Source organism: Leptospira weilii serovar Ranarum str. ICFT (assembly GCF_000332415.1).
GTDB lineage: Bacteria > Spirochaetota > Leptospiria > Leptospirales > Leptospiraceae > Leptospira > Leptospira weilii_A.
The window spans coordinates 22,993-42,256 of record NZ_AOHC02000026.1; the positions used below are offsets into that span (position 1 = coordinate 22,993).

Here is a 19,264-nt window from a genome sequence, read left to right on the forward strand (position 1 = left end):
AAAGATAGCGGAGCGTTATCTTTTGCTCCCAACGAAGTTGGGAAAATCACGACCGAAATCACACCCATAGGGAGCCATTTCCGGGTTCAGGAAAAAGCGTTTGAGTTCACTGCATAGCCTACTTCCGCAGACTTACATCTGCGGACAGAAAAAAATCAGTTCACAGCCGAGAAGTAATCCTTGGATTTTTCCGGGTCCGCTTTCATGGTTTTTTTTCCTTCGTCCCAATTGGCCGGACAAACTTCACCGTATTTTTCAACAAATTGAAAAGCTTTGATCAGGCGGATCGCTTCGTCGATATTTCTTCCCACAGGAAGGTCGTTAATCGTCGCTTGACGGATCAAACCGGCAGGGTCGATGATAAAGGTTCCTCTCAGAGCCACTCCCCCGTCCGTTAGAACATTATAATCCCTTGAAATGGACTTTGTAAGATCCGCAATCAAAGGAAATTTGATATCTCCGATTCCACCTTCTTTTTTAGGAGTATTTTTCCAAGCTAAATGGGTAAAGGCCGAATCCACGGAAACTCCCAAAACTTCCGCACCGAGTTTTTTGAATTCCGCAAGTTTGTTATCGTATTCTATGATCTCTGTCGGGCAAACGAAGGTGAAGTCTAGAGGGTAAAAGAACAATACTACCCATTTTCCTTTGTAGTCTGAAAGTTTGATTTCCTTGATTTCTTTTCCAAGAACGGCTTCTGCCTTAAAATCCGGCGCTAAAGATGTAACCTGAGGCATTTTTAATTCTCCTTTTTGAATTTACTTTTGAAATTTAGACCCTTCCATAGTAGCGATCCATTCCGGAGAAGCAAATATTTTTTAGAATGATTCTAATTTTTTTTTAATTCTAAAAAATGATGTGGGAACGTACTAGTGCTAGTGGATAGATTTTAGGGATCAGAGTTCAGGAAATTTACAGAAGAGGAAAATCAGCCTTTGTTAACGTGAGTACGACGGTTGAAAATTTGGGCGAATCCAGCCACGGCGCTGCGATCCATAGAGAGCGGCTCCGGTTTTGGGGCTGGGCCGCGCTTGCACTAAAGTGTTGCTCCTGTCGAGCAGCGGGGCATTCTAACACTTACATCACTCTAAACTCAAGCAGAACGACTCCCTAAACTCAATCTCACTCCCGATGGGTCGTTCGATAGGGCGCGTTGGGGAAACTCATGCAACATAGAATCGCTTTCGCATGGGTTATACCGAACTCACGTTTTGTTAAAGTCTAATCGCCCTATTAGGAAAAAATAACTGAATTCTAAACCCCGACCCCTAGTATTCCGTTCAGCTTTTTAGAAAGCTCATCATCTCCTGAAGATTTTTTGCAATCTGTAAAAGACTGATCGCACTTCCTGCAATTTCCTCCGAATTTGCGGCGCTGTTTTGAACCGTAATGGAAATATTGGAAACCGCGTTTGCCGTTTCGTTGATGGCAATCTTTTGTTCCTTAACGGAATTACGAATATCTTCCGACTTCGTATCAACCTGATCGACTCCGGAACGAATCTTTTCCTTTTTCTCCTGTTGGAGTTCCATCGTAGCCACGATCCGATTGGAAGATTCCTTCAAATGTTCGAGTCCGCTTAAAATTTCGGCGTAAACGGTCACGGAGTTTTCAACGATTTTTCTTCCGGTTTCGATTTCCGCGTTGCTCGTTTTGATGAGTTCTTCGATCGTCATCGCGCTCGAATCCGTTTGTTCGGCCAGTCTCGTAATCTCGCTCGCCACCACTGCAAATCCCCTACCGTGTTCCCCGGCTCTTGCCGCTTCGATCGCTGCATTGAGCGCCAGTAAATTCACTTTTTCGGATATTTCCTTGATAATCGCCGTGATTGATTGCATCTCGACCGAACTGCTTTCGATCTTTTCCATACTTTCCGAAAGATCACCCATCGTCGTTTTGCCGGAACCGGTTTTCACATACATCTCGGAAATTTTTTCCAAGGAATTCTTCACCGCGCCCCCGACTTCATTGATCATCCCCTCGAGTTCCCGCATTTCTCCGTTAAACGAAGAAATCAGAGCGTACTGAGTTTCGGCGTTTCGGTTTACGTATTCCATTCCGGAACTGATCTCTTCCACGGACGCGGAAATTTGTTCGATAGAAGCCGACTCGGATTGTGCGTTCGAAGAAAGGTGATCCGCGGATTGAGAAAGTTGTTCGGAGGAAGCGACGATACTTTCGGAAAAGCTCATGATCGTATCGAACATTTCTTTAACTTTGATCTGGAACAAACGGAAGGCCAAATGAAGAAGATAAAGTTCGTCTTTTTTTCTATCGTCTTCTTCAACCGTCACAGGATGAGAAAAATCCGCGTTTTTGACCGCATTGCTCACCGTATTGAGTCCCTTGACCAATTGAATCGAGTAAAACAACGCAATCAGAAAAATATAAGTCAATGTCACCCCGGAGAGGAGGATAAAGAGAAACCAACTGTAAGTGAATTCCTTTTCGGCTTTGATATAAAGCACATCCGTAATTCTCAATTGAACCTGAATCAGTTCCTCGATCTTTGCGGTTACCGGATCGATTTTAGGATACAAACGAGTATCCGCAAAAACCCCTAATTCCTGAAAGTTTTTGGTTACCATAAGCTCCCTGGCTTCGGCTACCGTCGCGTTCGACGCCAGAAAAAGAGGATTCAATTCCTTGATGATGTTTTCCTCTTCGGGAACAAGACGAGTCCCGATGTATGCGGTCCACTCTTCTTGAATTCCGTTAGTCGCCTTATCCAAGTTAGTCACTCCTTCTTCCGGAGTAAACGTTCCGCTTCTTACTTTGTGAACACAGTCCACGATATAAATCGCGTAAAAATCCGATATCCTCTTCAATTGTTTCAGAGGAATTACCCTATCCTCATAAATCGTTTCGATATCCTCGATTCTATCTTTCGTGTTGATCAGCGCCAAAGCCACCAAAGCGGCAATCGGTATCAGCACCGAACCAAAAAGAAGCATTAATTTTTTTCGTATTCCCAGTCTCTGAATGGATATATATATTGTTTTCATAAAATTTAAAGCGTTTCATCGTAGCCTTAGTATATACTCAGTCAAGTTTTTTAAAAAGTGAATCACTTTTTGCCTGTGTAAGTTTATAAAGTAAGTTAACTTTTGGCTAAAGCAATGTCAAATTTTAAAAACTTTAGAGATGTTCTAAACATAAAGCTTATCTCCAGTCTATACAAAGGTTTACTTTTGAATTCGCTGAAAGAATGTTCACTCGTGTACGACGAAAGAAAACGATTGAATTACTCATTTTCTTTTTATTATTTTTTATCTGAAAAATTTCAAACACATCGAAATGTCTCTTAAACATCAAAATCTTTAAGATAGAACCGATCCTCTGAAAATACGGAATTACTGAATCCTATCTTTATTAAGATACCGTGAATTTTAGCGCAAATCCGCCCTTTAGATGCAGAATTCCCCACGCCCCTTTAGGAATACTCGGCAGGAAATTTGATACGATAGAAGGATCACTTTCAAAATCGAGTCAAAGCCGGTCCCCAAACAGGACAAACTGGAATGAGGAAAAAAACATCTCTTAAGGATCGCGATTTGTCTGAATATTCCTAGGATTGAAAGTTATCGCCAAACGGTTCTTTTGCGAAGGATGTGGATCGGAACAAGTAACAACGACGTCTTGTCAAAATTAGAAAAACGTTTACAAAGTTCCTTGTCAAAGACGGGTGTCGATTTGATTCAAGCTTAATATATTATAATTTATGAATATATTTGAAACGCAAAACGCGTTTGCAAATGACGGATACATCTTTTTCTCGCAAAAGGATCGACAACGTCCAAAAATCCGATCTTGGACGGAAATCCCAATCCCCTGGCGCCCGCCGCAAAAAGAATTTCGTTTTTAGAGCGATCAATCATTTTGTTGATCTTCATATTTCGACCTGCAACGCGACCCATAGGGAGTCGTTGCATGAGTTTCCCCAACGCGACCCATAGGGAGTCGTTGCATGAGTTTCCCCAACGCGACCCATAGGGAGTCGTTGCATGAGTTTCCCCAACGCGACCCATAGGGAGTCGTTGCATGAGTTTCCCCAACGCGACCCATAGTAACTAAAGTGGCACTGCTCCCTAAGGGTCGCAGCACCAGGAAGTGAGATTGAGTTTAGGAAAGCTCTGCGTTGAGTTAATCGAACGACCCGTCTGCCACCGGCCTTCTTGACTCCGTAGAATCAAGAATATCACACTTCGAACTGTCTTACGTCCAAGAATCATACTAATCTACGGGTCGCGATTTTCCCAACGTCGTTGGGAGCAAAAGATGACGCTCCGCTATTTTTTTTACATAAGACCATGAAGAGCTAATTTCCGATTCAAAACATTCTCGGGCATAGAGTCGAATACAACAGATAAGATCAACTTTCCAGAACAAATCCATTTTCCTAACGAAGAATTACATAAGATCATACCGAAAGATGGTATTTCATTATCCCGAGGAAAATAAGACTTTTTTCGCTTTAATTTTTATTCGAAATAAAACGAAATAACTCGCCTATTAGTTGTTTATCTCCGCTTGATACGATAGGCCCCCACAGAAAGAATAGCCAACCAAGCCAATTTCTTTGGACCAAAGGTAAAACGGAAACTTGTGTTTCTTTCCCGTTCGAATCGTAATGTGAAGCGGTAAAATAAAAACGCTCCTCAAAATAACCGGGAATCAACAATAAAGAACCGATCGAAAAATACCCGGAAACGGACATTTCCCTATCGTAGGCATTGAGTTTGATGATTAGCGTATCTGCCAAAAGTCCTTTTTTATTCTGAGAATGTAATTGGGCAAGCGATTCGACTGGATTATAGTATTGCTGCTGTTCGCCGTCTTTCGGATAAGACTGCAACAGATATGTGGGAATGTTATAGATAAATGTTTTTTTCCGATCGGGATAGAGACTAGATACCCGAAAATAGTTTTCCTCACGAGCAAACTCAACCGGATACCAGCCCGGTGCAAACACCTTACAAGCCTGAGTTTGATCCGAATTTTTTTTCGCGCACAGGGCACTCGTATCCGTTTCCTTACAAAGTTCCATACAAGCGGCTCCTTGAATTAAAAACATAATTCTCTCTTTTCTATTTGAGGAAACAGACTGAGGCTTTGAGTCGGAACTCTCCACCAGTGGAACGATGTGGGGAATCGTAGAGAATATACAATGGAAATATAAGAAACCGAACAGAAATGGAAAAACTTTAAGAATATGTTTCATGGTTTTAAGACAAAAACCACAAGGAGAATCATCCCTGTGGTTCAAACGAATCACAAATCGAAGAACTGTTTACTCTTCAATTTTTCTTTTTTGTAGTCGCTTTTGGATCTACAGAAGTGCCGGACGTCGGTGCGCTGTCCTCAACTGTTGGATATTGTTTTTGATATTCCTCTTTTTGTTTTTGATCCAAATCGGCAGCGATATTTGCAAAAGTTTTTAAATTTTGCTTTTGAAAATCGGTGTATTTAAATCGAGAAGATTTCGCGAAGTCATCATTTAAAAAATCGAATGTAAAAATTCCCAAAAAGAAATCGGCAATTTCAACCAAATGTGCTTCAACTTCAAACCCGGCTATAATGACACCTAATTTGAATCCGTAACCCCAATAGTCTCTGTATTCTTGATAAAGAGGATGGTATGGAGTGTGAAAGAAGATAGCACGTGTAGTAGATTCAATTCCTCCCGTTCCGACTTTAGAAGCCGCAATTACGGAAGCGCCAAACGGGCCAATCACAATTTCTGCACTGGATTCGGCATGCCCACCAAGTTGTCTTTTTTGATACCAACCGAAACCTGCGTTCGCACCGGTAAAAGCTACAACCTGAGCAGCTCTGGTTACCCAAAGTCCGAATCCAATTTGAGGCCCATAATTTAAGTTAAAGGAAACAATATCATAAAGATCCAGAATACGATCCGGAATGTACCATAAGATGCTTTCTCCCAAGGAAGGATCCACTGGAACTCTGTGCGCTTTGTTATATCCGAAAATTTTAGGCTCGGTGAAGCTGTTTTTGACGTCTACAGAAAGGGAATCAAAAAGCGACTTCACTTTTTTATCTTCAGGATTAATTTGAAGAACTTGCCATAAAAGATTAGCGGCTTCGTACGTCTTTCCTTCTTTAATTAAGGTTTCGGCTTCCGTAACCAAGTATTTTGCGGAATTATTCAATCCGCGATAGTCGGGCGCGGAAGAGCAATTAGAAAGAAATCCATAGAAAGTTGTCGCCATTAAAAACGAAATCAGTGTCTTTTTCAAAAAATACTCCTTTTGCTTTAAGCTTTTTAAAAAATCTTTTTTGTTTAAAAAAGTGATATAATTTATATATTCTTAAAACAATTTTTAGCAAATCTAAAAATCCTGCCAAAAATATCAATATTATTTTTATATTACTGAAATACTATTTAACGTGAATTTCGGCGGTTGAAAGTGGGGCGAATCTAACCCAGCCAGTCCTTTGGATTCCAAGAACCGGACTGGAACCTACCTCGTTTAGCGAGATTTAAGTTTCTTAATTTCTGCTCTGATCAACAAATTGAGGGGGTTACTCTTAAAACAAGTTTTATTGTTATTCCAATTTGTTGATCTCGCTTCGATCGCTTTCGTATTCGTTATAACGAACTCACGTTAATAAGGGCGTCAGGAATTCTGCATCTAAACGCGGTTTTACGCCAAAATTCACGGAATATCTTTGCCGGGACTAGTAGGTTTTTTCTTATCATTTTTCCATAAAAAATTGCGTTTAAAATCCTTGAATCTTCTCAAAACGACCTCTTCCTGTTGTTTTTAATGAAAATCCAAATTTCTCACGAATCAAATGCAAAATGGTTAGAAGAATGAATAGAGTTGTTGAAAAATTCAATAGTCGCGATTAACAAAACTGCTTCAATCGTCCATTTCCGATGAAGTAGAAACAACGAAGAATTAATTTTTCAACAACTCTATGCAGAAAAGATCGTTAAAATTTGAAACAAAAAAACTGGTATACACAGAATACCCATTTTAATTTCTTATTATTTTGACTTATAAAAACTTTTCATTGTTCACAACAGGCTAACAAAGTTCGTCCACTCTCTAACTAAAAAACACTTAACTATAATAAGAAGAGATACAAAAAATTTAGATGAGTATGCCCTATGAAATTTCGCTTTGCCTTTTTATTTCTATTTTTATCTCCAATAACTTGTTTTTCCGATCCTATCGTAATCCAATCTTCTCTATCTTTCCGGAGAAGAAAAACTCTCGGAAAAGTCAAGGGAAGCGCATTCAGTTTTTTAAGCGTCCTCTTATCACTTGGTTTTACTTTTTCCAATTCGACAAAATCCCAAAATAGAGACGTATGTTTCGAAACGATACAAGGGATCCTGTGAGTCCGTTAATAAAAACATTAAATATGAAAAAACCGGTTTTAGCTATCATCGAAGTCAAACATTCAAATTTTATAATATTTTAAATATGGAACATACTCGAACCCCCTTCCAAAGACGAAGACCGTTACCGTTGAGAGAATTGATCTTGATTTCCATCGTTTCGTTTTTCCTTTTTTGTTGTACGAGTTGTATCTCGATCCGGGTTTACGTTCCTAAAAAAGGAAACTCCACGGACACAAACGACCCGGGCAACTTAGATACGATCCCACATCCCAATCCCCATTTTGAAGTGTTCGAATCCCCGACACTTCGGAAGGAAACGTTCGCGATCCGAAAAGCGTCACTTTTCTTTCTTGCGCCCGAAAAATTGGAAAACGAATACGGCTCCGTAGGAACCGTAATTGCGAGAGAACTGGATTTCAATCAGGAAGATTATAAAACCGATGAAAAATATAAGATCCATATCAATGATTTTGAACTCAAAACGGAAGACCGTTGTTTTTTCGGGAGCAAAACGGAAGTGAAACTGAAGGTGGAAGTTTTGGATCTTAAAAAAAACGAAAACGTTTTGGATTTTCAATACAACGATTCCATCGATTCCAACGTAACCGATTGTCATTTCACTTTGGCTACGGTTACGATTTTGGGATGGTTGATCTACATGCCTTATCTCGGTTTTCGAGGAAATCGAGAGGACCAACTCAATCAACTTGGAAGAACGGCCCTATTGGAATTTTCAGAAAAACTAAAGTCCGTTCTGGAAAAACCTTTCGAGCCCGATTCGCCGCAAAACTTACAGTAAATGTTTATGAATTCCGTACTAAAATTCCCGGGCGTTTTGATTCTTCTCACATCGTTCGTTTTTTCTTTCGGATGCACCTATTCCATAGAAAAAAAATACGTTCACGCGAAACCGTATTATCCCAGCCAAAATTACTTTAACGCGGAAAATCCGCAATTTGAAGAAGGAGAACCGTATTGGTTTTTGGATTTTCTGGGAAATGTTTTCGGGGTTTTATCCAAACTCATTCTCTGGAATAAAAAGATGAGCAACCATCGTTTTTCCGAAGAAACCAAAAATTACCTAAAGGATTATATCGTCGAAAATAATCTCAAAGACGTTAAGATCCGTTTCAATCAATATGCGCCGATCGACGATCTCGTTCAACTTTGGAGATCGGATAACGTTCATCCGATTTTAAAATACACACTCGGAATCCTCAACTGGTTATCCGGAGTTATCATTCCGGGAAGGCTTTTTGCGGGACTTTTTACGGGAGATCACTACAATCCGTATTCCAATACGATCAATCTCTACAGCGATATTCCATCGGTTGTTCTTCACGAAGGCGGACACGCAAAAGACTTTGCACTCAGAAAACATAAATCTTTTTATAGCCTCGGTTATGCGGTTCCGATTGTAGGCCCGTTGTATCCGGAAGCGCGCGCCTCGGACGATGCTCTGAGATATCTCCGATATAAATGCGATCTGAAGAACGAATTGATCGCCTATAGGACGTTATACCCCGCTTACGCCACCTACTCTGCGGGACCGATTTTCAGCTCCGCGGGTGGACTAGTCGGTTTAACCGCTTCGGTTCCCGGCCATATCGTAGGTTACATTAAGGAGAAGAAGATTGAAAAAGAGGAAATTCCGGAGTGTAAACTTCTGGACGAAATGACGAAATAAAATCTTTCGTCCTACTTATCTCTATAAAATCGAGTACTGTTAATCTTGATTACAAAATACTTTTTTAATGCAAAACATATTATGTATTTATTATATAATTACGAGTCAACGCCCTTTCACGGATCCCTGAAAAGTAGGTTCATTATAAAAATGCGATCGAGTGTCGGACAAAATCAATCTTACTTAAAATACTTTCCGAACTTTCTGGAAAACATTTGAACTCTTTTTTCCAAGGGCAACTCTTCGGAATTGGAGGCAAGTTCGTAGTCCTGAATCAAAATTCGTTCCGTGATCGCCGATTTTGTTTTCAGACTTTTTTGGATGAATCTCATCGGATCCATTTTCGACAAGAGCCGTAAAAAACCTCCGGACGCGACCTTGTTAATGAGCGGAACTTCCTGTCCCTCGATGATTTTCAATTTTATATGGAACGCGTCGAAATGTAATATCGCAACTCCCCATAATAAACAGGAAACCAAGAGACCGATCGATGAAAACGAAGGTTTAAAAATTCCGAAAAGCGGAAGAATATAAACGAAAAACGCGGCGCTGTGCAAAGAGAATATGGCGCCAACCAATACTAAAAATAATCTTACTTTAAAATCTGCCTCCGTACCAACATCTTAGGAGCCATCTCAAAGATGGAAAGAACCATCCAAAAAACTTAGAGCCGGTCGCAAACCTCAAAACAATCGCAGAGATTTGCGGCCATCCCGATACAATCGGACGGTTTTGGGACAAACTCTTATTGTTCCACACACAGAATGCTGGCGGGATAATCTTTCCAGTTGTACGGATCCGTATGATCGGGCAAAACTAACTTTGAACAGGCGTCCTGAGCTGCAAAAATGGAACTGGCGTATTTCCAATTTGTATGTCCAAATGCACCCGATTCTCCGACGCTGGAAGAAGTCCAATTGAGACAGTTAGTTTGTTGACCGCTGACAATTCTATTTCTCCAAGTTTGATCCAGCCCCGTCCAGATCGTATAATTTCCATCAAAAAAGTTTTGTAAGGGAAATGTGAAAAGTCCCGCCGAATCGGTTGTACCGATGACGGTTTCGTCGGAACGCCTATGTTCTTGGAGAGATCGAAACACCCAATCCATTGGACCGTCTCCCGCATTCGGACTAACCGAAGCGCAACGCGTATCACCTACGAACATCGCCTTATAATCCGCTCCCAAAGAAAGAAGTTTTTCCGATTTTTTGGAATCCAAATTACAATACGCATCCGCTTGATCGATCCCCCGAAATTCGCGTTATGCCCCATTTGTGGAACGAAGACGTATTTATAATTACGATAGTTCACACCGTATCTCGAAAGCAACCTTTCGATTAAAATGTCCCCGTACGTCTGGTCAAGCGTGTCTCTATTTCTAAAACCAGCCATATATTCATCATTTCTAAAGTAATGTATCGACGAGTCTGAGTATATATTTCCTAGTAGCTGCGATCCTTGATAAGACTCACTGAAGGGCCTGCTTGATTTCGGAAAGTCATCCGCTCGGATTCCACCCATCTTGTGATGCCAAGACGTATGTCCCAACTCGTGTAGGGTCACGTTCTGAGAATTATAATAGAGTTGTTGAAAAATTCAACAGTCGCAATTAACAAAACCGCTTCGATCGCCCATTTCAATGAAACGGAAACAAATGGAGAATTAATTTTTCAACAACTCTAATATAGATTTTGTTGTTTCATCACTTGAACGTATTGTGCGGCGTTTGCAACCGTAAGACTGCACCCGTTACAGGCTCTATACTCGGAAGGATTGAAATGATAGGTAGTGACTCCGTTCGTCGTTTTAAAAAAACGTCTGAATTTCCGTAATAATCGTCAAAATAAATATCCGTAATCGGAATAAACGCATAACCGGATTCAGAAATGGACATTGCGGGCGTACCGGAGATCATAAAAAAATCGGAAAGATACACAGTAACGTCTTCCCCGTTTTGGCGGGGTGTGTAAACTTTTAACAGATCCGGCGATTGGTTTGGTTCGTAATACAACATCGTCGTTAGAAGCCGTTCATTCGGATTGTTCAGGTTCAAAGGAGTTTTTCCCGGCGTTTTCGGTTTTGAGTTGTACCGGTTTTCAACCGTTGATACTCGGTTGAATCATCGAAAGCGATTGGATGCCTTGGATTTCCAGCTTGAAGTATTTTTTGGTCGCTTCATAAAATTCGGAAGTGAGAATGTTTTCCCAGTTAGCCAAAGAACTTGTCGTTGTATATTGGGTATCTCCAAATCGTACGATGTGAATTTTGATCGTATCTAGAGAGGCAGCGGCGTTTACGGGAATCGGAGCTTCCGGATTATGAAGATCTTTTGACGTCTCTTATAACTTCCATGTTCTTTGAAGTGCCTGCGCCCAAGGAACAGTTTTCAAAATATTCGATTTTAAATTTAAACTTCATATCGTTTGAATTTAACCGAGGGCGGAACTTGGAAACGAACTGTAAAAATTCCCTGAGGATAATCGGAAACGGAAATCGGGAAATCGTTCTCAGTTGTACATACCGTGCTGACTCGGTATTTAGGAGTGATATCCGGTATCCTGTATAAAGTAAGAACTGAAAGCTGAAGTTTTTTTCCCGAAACATCCAGCAAATCCACAAAAATCCGTTTATACAAGGATTTGATTTTTTGTACAACCTAACAATGTATAAACGATAGTTAGGCATAAAAACATTTGTTTCATTCCGTTTTCCTCAATTATAATTTTTGAATTTTTCGGAATTGATTTCCGATAAGGATTTTAACGCTTGAGTTTTATGAATTTTTCAGAATTTTTTCTAAGGACCGAGCCGCGGAATAGTCCAAAATAATTACAAAACCATATTGTATACTTGTATTTTAGAATATTCGAATAAAATATTTTATCACTTCGAGCGACTACGATGTTTAAAGTCGGATCGGTCCCTTATCACATAAGAAACTCTGAAGGGTATATGCAACAAACATAATTTATTAGGTTTAAATTGGGTTTTTTCAAATCGAAAATGAATTCGTTAATTTAACGTGAGTTAGGTATATCCCATGCGAAAGCGATTGTATGTTGCAACCGCCGAACACACGTTCAAACATCACAAAATCCGAATGCCCGGAAAATGTTTAAACTCTTTCAGAATCTGATGGGAAATTTTGGTCTTCATATCCCGCCTTCCCCTAACGTGTGTTAGATACCGCAGGGAAAAAAGAATTCCCCCCTTCTTCCAAAGAAAGATAAACGATGGGGGTCGTTTTCCCGAGACGAACCAGATAATTTTTGGAAAGTTCCTGAAGAGTGTAGTCGATTTCCCCCTGATCGATGATCGCGTTGTTGCGGATAATACCGTTCAAAAGTTCTTCGGCTTTTTCAAAATCGGAATCGTAGGGAATTTTGATTCTCATCTCGTCCCAGACGTAATTCATCTTGTCCTTAACGACGATCACCTGACGAAGAATGACAAAGTGATTCGGAAAATGAACGAGACGGTTCGTGGATTGATCGGACTTAGGATCGGACGAAATTTCCATCAGAGTAAAACGATTCATTCCGATATTGATGACGTCTCCTCGAACCCCTTCGATCTCGATACGATCGCCCACTTCGAAACCGTTGCCCCCGTGGATAAAAAACCATCCCACGAAGTTGAGAGTGATGTCCTTCAAGGAAATTACGATCCCAGCTCCGGCCAAACCCATCACGGTAGGAAGGTACGAAAGCCCCGAAAAGACGACGGGCAAAAGTGTAATCAAACCGAAGGCGACAAAGGACATTCGGGCCATCTTTCTACGATTGTAACGGGACGTAACGTCCACCGTAGGTTTGAAAAAATCGAGAACGATGATGATGACTTTATAGGAAAGGATCAGAAAAATGATAAAATAGACGATGAGGATCAACTCTTCGGAAAGACTTCTCTCTTTCGTCCTCAAAAGAAGGAACGGATTGATGCTTTCGAAAAAATTGACTACGAATTCCATCAAAGACCTTTTTGTTTACGAATCGCTAATATGATTTCTTCCGATTCCACGGGAATATCGAAAACGGGAAAACCCGGTTTTTCCAAAAGGACAAAACGAATCGAACCGCCCACGTTTTTCTTATCGTGAAGCATGTGTTTTGCGATTTCCTTGGATTTTAATTTCATCCGAAACGGAAGTTCGTAATTTTTCAGAGTTTCGATCGTTTCCCGCGTCGTGATCGGATCGAGTCCCGATTTTTGTTCGCTGATCAAAAGCGCCGTCACAAGACCGATTGCGACCGCTTCCCCGTGGGAATATTTTTTATACTTCGTGACGGATTCGATCGCGTGAGCTGTGGTATGACCGAGATTTAGGATTTTACGAAGTCCCGTTTCCTTTTCGTCGTTGGAAACAACGTTCGCCTTAAAGCGGACCGACTCCGCGATCAAGTAAGAAAGAACGGTAGAATTCACATTCAAATCTTTGAATGAATGATTCTTTACTTTTTCCCAGTAATCGCCGCCGGAAAGAAGAGCGTGTTTGACGATCTCCGCCTGACCGCATCTCCATTCCCGATCGGAAAGAGTGGACAAAACGAACAAAGGGGCGAAAACGAACTCGGGTTGATAAAAAGAACCGATCATGTTTTTACCGAAATCCGCGTTAACCGCAACCTTACCGCCCACGGAAGAATCCACACAGGCAAGAAGTGTGGTGGGAATCTGAACGAATCGAATTCCTCTCAAGTAAGTGGAAGCGATAAAACCCGCAAAGTCGCCCACGACCCCGCCGCCGAACGCGAGAATTACGGACTTACGATCGGCGCCGTATTCAATGAGTTGATTGTATACGTCTCCGGTTCGATTGATATGTTTCGATTTTTCTCCGCCCTTGATATAAATCTCTCGAACGGGAATTCCGAAAGAGGATAATTCCTTTTCCAAATATTTGGAATAGAGGGAATGAATCGATCTTTCCGTGATTAAAAAAACGGAAGTGATTCCCGGAAGTTTTGCGATCTCTTCCGACAAACCTCCAAAGTCCGAATGAAGATGAACCGGAACGGACTTGTGTTCCGTGTTCACTGAAACGGTTTCGATAAGACTCATTTTTTTTCAGATACCCAGATGCTTTTGATAAACGGCGCGGGTTTAAAATCACCAAACAAAAGAAAGGATTTTATATCGGGCCTAAGATCCATTTCACGAACCGCCGCCGGAGAAAAATAACCGAATCCGGTGATCGCCTTTTCGTTCAGATTGAGTTCCGGAACTTCCTTTTTGACGTTCACCGAAAAAACGAGTTGAATGAGATGTCTTTTTCCGCCGGGTTCAATGGACTCGTTTAAGAGTAAAAAAGAAGCCGATTTCATATCAAGAGAAAGTTCTTCTTTGAGTTCCCTTTTGAGGGCGTCTTCCGCGCTTTCACCGAATTCGATTCCTCCACCGGGCAAAAGCCAGTAGTAAGAATCCTTTTTCTTTTGTTGAATGAGAAGAATTTCATTTTGAGAATTTTCGATCAGAGCCGCGACCCTGACCCGCAGCCCTTTTTTTTTAAAGAAAAAATCCATTCTATTTAGATTGTCGTCCTTGGAGACAAGAAATCTTGATTTGGAAAGGAACGTTTTCTTCTCATCCTTCCAAATACGTTAAGAAACATAAATTCATAGAGAAAGTTCGGGCATGTCCAGCAATCCATAGAGAAGCTGCGCCATTTCAGCGGAGAAGGTTCTTGTTTCCTTTCCGGATCCGATTGTAAAGTTCTTTGGCCGCGTTTTGTTCCGCGGCCTTTTTACTGACCCCCGAGCCGCTGGCCTCCCATTGATCCCGGATCCGAACGCCTACTTGAAAGACCTTCGAGTGATCCGGACCGGATTCTCCCTGAATACGGTATACGGGTAGAACCTTGAAATGTTTTTGGGAATATTCCTGAAGTTGTGTCTTATAGTCCCTGACGGATTCTTCCTTTTCCGGATTTTCCGCAAATTCCGATAAGTATTGAACGATGAATTTTTCGGCGACCTCAAATCCTTGATCCAAATAAATCGCGCCGATAAGCGACTCGAAAAGATTGGCCGGAAGTTTGCGACGGCCTTTCCCTTGAGATTTTTTTTCACCCTTTCCCATAAGAAGATATTCCCCGAGTTCGAGTTTTTCGGCGATCGAGTTTAAAATGGGAGTGGAAACGATTCTGGATTTGATTCTAGACAATTCTCCCTCGCTCGCTTTCGGATATTTTTGAAAAAGGGAACGAGCAGCCACAAGACCCAAGACCGAATCGCCTAAAAATTCAAGACGTTCGTTGTCTTCCAAGATCTCCGGGTTTTCGTTTTTATAAGAACTGTGGATAAATGCGGTATTATAATATTCTATTTTTGAAAACTTGATTCCGATTTTTTTGGAAAGTTTTTGAAGACTTTGGACCCGTTCCGGGTTTTTCAGAGAAGGTTGTGTTTTCTTAAAGATCAAAGGAGGGAAAAAAGAATTCCGAGTTCCGTGAAGAACCCGGAAAGTCTCAAACGATTAGGACTTGAGTTGGTCGATGAATTTGGTTACGTCACCGACGGTTTGAATTTTCTCAGCGTCTTCGTCGGAGATTTCGATACCGAATTCTTCTTCGAGAGCCATCACTAATTCAACTGTGTCCAGTGAATCCGCACCGAGGTCGTCTATAAAGTGAGCCTCAGGTGTAACTTCAGATTCATCCACTCCAAGTTGTTCTACGATGATAGATTTAACTTTTTCAAAGTCTGCCATTGTTTCCTCCGTACCACATTTAGGTGGTATGATGATTTTTTGTTAGATTTAGACAGGCGGATATAAAATCCACCGAATTTTATAGATTTAATTCCGAAAATATTTGGCAAGCCAATATACTTTTTTTCGGAAAAAAACTCCTTTAAATCGATATTCGCTTTTGTTTTTCAAATCGGTTTTATCGATTGAAAGCGATCGGATACAACGCGGGAAAAATTTTGTAAATTGTTTCCCTACAATTCAGACTTTAGGAAAAAAACATTTCGCGAATGAAAGTTAAATTTTTATGATTCATAACGGATGTTTCATTGAAATCGATTCCGATGATTCTTTCCTAAAGTTCCATTTCGAAAAAGAAAATTCAAAAAGGATCCTTAACGTGAGTTCAATCCGGGCGAATCAGAAACAAAACGATGATCCATCGGATTATTTTCGAACGAATTAAGAAAATAAGAGCAAATTCGATTCTTTCCTTCTCGAAAGAAGGAAAGAATTTTTTTAGATTCTTAAACTTGAACCTTACGCCTGCGCACCCGGCAGAAAACCGCCGCCGTTCACTTCGATGACTTGACCCGTAATGAAAGAGGAAATATCCGAAGCTAAGAATGCGATGGTGTTGGCGATATCCTCCGGTTGTCCGGCTCTTTTCAGAGGAATCGCCGCAACCATGGCGGTTCTGATCTTTTCAGGAATCGCTTCGGTCATTTCAGTGGCGATAAAACCGGGAGCGATCGCGTTACAACGAACCTTGCGAGAAGCCATTTCCAACGCGACCGCCTTTGTAAAACCGATCACTCCCGCTTTGGACGCGGAATAATTGGTTTGTCCGATGTTTCCGTTCACTCCGGCGATGGAAGAAAGATTGATGATGGATCCCCCGTTCGGATTTTTCATCATAAATTTGATAGCGGCTTGTGTACAATTGAAAGTTCCGGTGAGGTTTACGGCGATCACCGCGTCCCACTGTTCTTTTTTCATTCTCATAAGAAGAGTGTCTTTGGTTATCCCTGCGTTGTTTACAAGAATGTCTACGGATCCGAATGTATCCACACAGGCTTGGATCGCTTTTGCCGCAGAATCCGAGTCGGCCACGTTCGTTCCGATTCCGATCGCTTTTATACCGGTTTGTTTTGCAATTTCTTCCGCGGTTGTTTTGCTGGATTCTTCGTTTAAGTCTGCGATCACGATATTCGCTCCCGCCTTTGCAAGAGTCAAAGCCGTAGATTTTCCGATTCCTCTCGCGGCTCCGGTGACTACGGCGTTTTTACCTTTTAAATCGATCATAATTCTTTCCTATTCGGGTTCTTTAGCGGCTAAAGTATTTTGTTCAAATACCGGGTCAAGGGAGTTTTCCGCGTTTTGAGGCGTTCAAACAGAACGATCGTTCTGTTCTTGTTTATCGGAACTGCGGCTTCAAAAAAATCAAAAGGAAACGACTTTGTAGAACGTTTTTCCTCTACAACCGTACAGGTTTCTGCGGGAACTACCGCATTGGATGGAAGATTTAAAAATAAACGACCCTCAAATCCAATCCCCCATGGGTGACATGGATCGTATCCGTTGTGATTCCCATATTACGAATCAAAACGGACCAAGAGTCCTCGTCCGGACAAAGAACCAAACCGCTGATTTCGCAGGGGAGTTCCCACCAATGTTTCAGACGTTCTCCCAATTTTTTATAAAAGCCGCTCGAAGAACCCGTTTCCAACCTAAGGCCGTAGGGCGGATTGAGAAGCATCCAAACCCGCCTGCGTTTTCCCGAGGCGTTCCAGACGTCCTTCGGAGAAAACGAGAAAAAATCGCCTTCGTTTTGAACAAAACGAAAGGAATCCGAAAACCCGGATCGATTTAGAAAATCTTGATATACTTTCATTCTATTTTCCGTATATTCAAACGTTTCTTTGTTGAGCTCGTTCCACCAGATTCCGATCGGATTCTCAAGGGAATTTTTTAGGGTTTTCTTTTTTAAAAAATCCCAGGTCGCGCTCGGAAATTCCTCCATGTCCTGAAATAAATAACTTCTCGAATAATGAGGAAAACCGACTCCCAAAATCGAATCCAAAGACTCGCGTACGAAGGTTCCGGTTCCCGCAAACGGAACGAAAATTCCGTCCGGGTTGGGAAGAATTTTATGCATTCTCTGTATTAGAAATCTTGCAAGGTCTTCCCGAATCGGAGCGGACTTGGAAAGAGGTTTAAAACTTCCCCTTTGATTGAGAGGTTCCCCGGAAAGACTGACATTCAAAATGATCTCGTCTTCCACAAGAAGAGCGCTGAGTTCCGTGGTTCCGTTTTCGGACGAAGACAAAGGAACGTTCGATTCCCAAAGCCGATCGAGATCTTCGGAAGTCCATTGGGTTTGTCCTTTGATCTGAGAACGAAAACGAAGATCCCACTTTTCCGGAAGAATATTCGATTTTCGTAAAGCGGTTTCCAATTCTTCGAAGGAAAAGGATTTTTTGAACGGATACATTCCTAAGTTCAGTCGAAAATCCCTGACCCACGGAATTCTTACCAAAAGTTCAAGCGCCTGTCTAAAGTTCGCATTTTCGAGCAAAATTTTTCCGGGTTGAATTTTCAAAAACGGAACCTGTGTTTTGGGAAGATAAGAGTCCGAGATAATCTTCTTTGCGATCTGTTCGGTTTCCTTGGAAGATCCAGTCGGAAGCAGATACTCCCATCTTTTCGACTGACCCGATTTAAACTTGGGAAATTTCCAACGCATAAAACGTAGAATGAAAGACGGGACTTGTGAAGCCTATCCGAAAATTTTCGTTCTCAAAGATTCAATGCGTTCTTTTTCCTTTTTTTTCGAGCGATTCGAACTCTTTTAAAGATAAGATCCGGCCGTCCACAAGATGAATTTGTCTTTTCGTCTTGGAAGCGAAGTCGGAGTCGTGCGTAACCACAAGAATCGTCGTTTTGATTTCCCGATTGACCTTTTCGAGAATGTTCATAACCGCCTTGCTATTCGTCGAATCCAAGGCTCCAGTGGGTTCGTCCGCAAAGATGTATTTCGGATTCATCACGAGCGCGCGTGCGATCGCAACCCTCTGCGCCTGACCTCCGGATAAACGATTGATCCGATAGTCCATCCTATCCGTCAGATCGAATTCTTCCAAAAGATGTTCCGCATAACCCTGACATTCCTTTAAAAGCCCCGCCTTTCTTGCGGGCATCAAAACGTTTTCGAGCGCGGTGAACTCGGGCAATAGATAATGAAACTGAAAGATAAATCCCATTTTTTTATTTCTAAACTCGTGGATTTCCTCTTCGTCCATTTGATAGATATCCTTCCCGTCGATTTCGATCGAACCGGAACTCGGAGGATCCAAGGAACTGATCATATACAAAAGAGTGCTTTTACCGGAGCCGGACTTTCCCGTAAGAGAAACATAGTCCCCGTCCTCGATATCCAGGCTGACTCCTTTGATGATTTCCGAAATACCGAAAGTTTTTCTAAGACCGTTTACGGAGATTCCGATACGACTTTGCAT

The 19,264-nt window shown here is 41.5% G+C and carries 14 protein-coding genes and 3 pseudogenes; 2 read left to right on the top strand and 15 right to left on the bottom strand.

Annotated elements, in window-relative coordinates; translation table 11 throughout:
- Positions 1-155: 155 nt before the first annotated feature.
- The 5 genes from LEP1GSC060_RS07985 to LEP1GSC060_RS08000 all read right to left on the bottom strand — a co-directional run bounded on the left by LEP1GSC060_RS07985 (position 156) and on the right by LEP1GSC060_RS08000 (position 6,230).
- Positions 156-737, bottom strand: coding sequence for a peroxiredoxin (locus LEP1GSC060_RS07985; RefSeq protein ID WP_003001290.1), 582 nt, complete (start codon positions 735-737; stop codon positions 156-158).
- A gap of 543 nt (positions 738-1,280) precedes the next feature.
- The gene (locus tag LEP1GSC060_RS07990) at positions 1,281-2,954 is read right to left on the bottom strand and encodes a methyl-accepting chemotaxis protein (RefSeq protein ID WP_003001140.1); all 1,674 of its coding nucleotides are present in this window, start codon (positions 2,952-2,954) and stop codon (positions 1,281-1,283) included.
- A 765-nt stretch (positions 2,955-3,719) separates the two neighbouring features.
- Positions 3,720-3,893 (bottom strand): hypothetical protein, encoded by a 174-nt coding sequence (locus tag LEP1GSC060_RS19935; RefSeq protein ID WP_003001177.1) that lies wholly within the window; start codon positions 3,891-3,893, stop codon positions 3,720-3,722.
- 581 nt (positions 3,894-4,474) lie between these two features.
- Positions 4,475-5,221 carry a hypothetical protein gene (locus LEP1GSC060_RS07995; RefSeq protein WP_003000864.1) on the bottom strand — a complete coding sequence of 249 codons (747 nt, stop codon included), beginning with the start codon at positions 5,219-5,221 and terminating at the stop codon, positions 4,475-4,477.
- A gap of 76 nt (positions 5,222-5,297) precedes the next feature.
- On the bottom strand, positions 5,298-6,230 hold the full coding sequence (locus tag LEP1GSC060_RS08000) for a hypothetical protein (protein ID WP_338041957.1): 933 nt from the start codon (positions 6,228-6,230) through the stop codon (positions 5,298-5,300).
- Positions 6,231-7,454: 1,224 nt separating this feature from the next.
- On the opposite strand from LEP1GSC060_RS08000, the gene LEP1GSC060_RS08005 reads away from it, so the two are divergent.
- Together LEP1GSC060_RS08005 and LEP1GSC060_RS08010 are read left to right on the top strand one after the other, a co-directional pair.
- The gene (locus LEP1GSC060_RS08005) at positions 7,455-8,171 is read left to right on the top strand and encodes a hypothetical protein (RefSeq protein ID WP_051061418.1); all 717 of its coding nucleotides are present in this window, start codon (positions 7,455-7,457) and stop codon (positions 8,169-8,171) included.
- Between the two features lie 6 nt (positions 8,172-8,177).
- Complete coding sequence (locus LEP1GSC060_RS08010) at positions 8,178-9,059, top strand: lipoprotein (RefSeq protein ID WP_036095903.1); 882 nt, start codon at positions 8,178-8,180, stop codon at positions 9,057-9,059.
- 179 nt (positions 9,060-9,238) lie between these two features.
- Here the strand turns inward: LEP1GSC060_RS08010 and LEP1GSC060_RS08015 are convergent.
- The 10 genes and pseudogenes from LEP1GSC060_RS08015 to LEP1GSC060_RS08065 form a co-directional block, all read right to left on the bottom strand.
- A pseudogene (locus LEP1GSC060_RS08015) lies at positions 9,239-9,723 on the bottom strand (LIC10906 family membrane protein); the annotation flags it as partial.
- An 81-nt stretch (positions 9,724-9,804) separates the two neighbouring features.
- Positions 9,805-10,642: pseudogene (locus LEP1GSC060_RS08020) on the bottom strand (DUF1554 domain-containing protein); the annotation flags it as partial.
- 1,504 nt (positions 10,643-12,146) lie between these two features.
- A pseudogene (locus LEP1GSC060_RS08030) lies at positions 12,147-13,029 on the bottom strand (mechanosensitive ion channel domain-containing protein).
- A complete protein-coding gene (aroB, locus tag LEP1GSC060_RS08035) occupies positions 13,029-14,120 on the bottom strand; it encodes a 3-dehydroquinate synthase (protein ID WP_003000950.1) in 1,092 nt (363 codons plus the stop codon). The pseudogene LEP1GSC060_RS08030 and the gene aroB overlap by 1 nt, the downstream one beginning before the upstream one ends.
- On the bottom strand, positions 14,117-14,581 hold the full coding sequence (locus LEP1GSC060_RS08040) for an NUDIX domain-containing protein (protein ID WP_003001198.1): 465 nt from the start codon (positions 14,579-14,581) through the stop codon (positions 14,117-14,119). The genes aroB and LEP1GSC060_RS08040 overlap by 4 nt, the downstream gene beginning before the upstream one ends.
- A gap of 145 nt (positions 14,582-14,726) precedes the next feature.
- Positions 14,727-15,479: a ribonuclease III gene (gene rnc / locus LEP1GSC060_RS08045; RefSeq protein WP_003000839.1), complete on the bottom strand. Its 753-nt coding sequence runs from the start codon at positions 15,477-15,479 to the stop codon at positions 14,727-14,729.
- A gap of 54 nt (positions 15,480-15,533) precedes the next feature.
- A complete protein-coding gene (locus LEP1GSC060_RS08050; RefSeq protein ID WP_003001255.1) occupies positions 15,534-15,767 on the bottom strand; it encodes an acyl carrier protein in 234 nt (77 codons plus the stop codon).
- Positions 15,768-16,286: 519 nt separating this feature from the next.
- On the bottom strand, positions 16,287-17,051 hold the full coding sequence (gene fabG / locus LEP1GSC060_RS08055) for a 3-oxoacyl-[acyl-carrier-protein] reductase (RefSeq protein ID WP_003000971.1): 765 nt from the start codon (positions 17,049-17,051) through the stop codon (positions 16,287-16,289).
- A 220-nt stretch (positions 17,052-17,271) separates the two neighbouring features.
- The gene (locus tag LEP1GSC060_RS08060; protein WP_003000922.1) at positions 17,272-18,492 is read right to left on the bottom strand and encodes a hypothetical protein; all 1,221 of its coding nucleotides are present in this window, start codon (positions 18,490-18,492) and stop codon (positions 17,272-17,274) included.
- A 61-nt stretch (positions 18,493-18,553) separates the two neighbouring features.
- Positions 18,554-19,264: an ABC transporter ATP-binding protein gene (locus LEP1GSC060_RS08065; RefSeq protein ID WP_003001152.1), complete on the bottom strand. Its 711-nt coding sequence runs from the start codon at positions 19,262-19,264 to the stop codon at positions 18,554-18,556.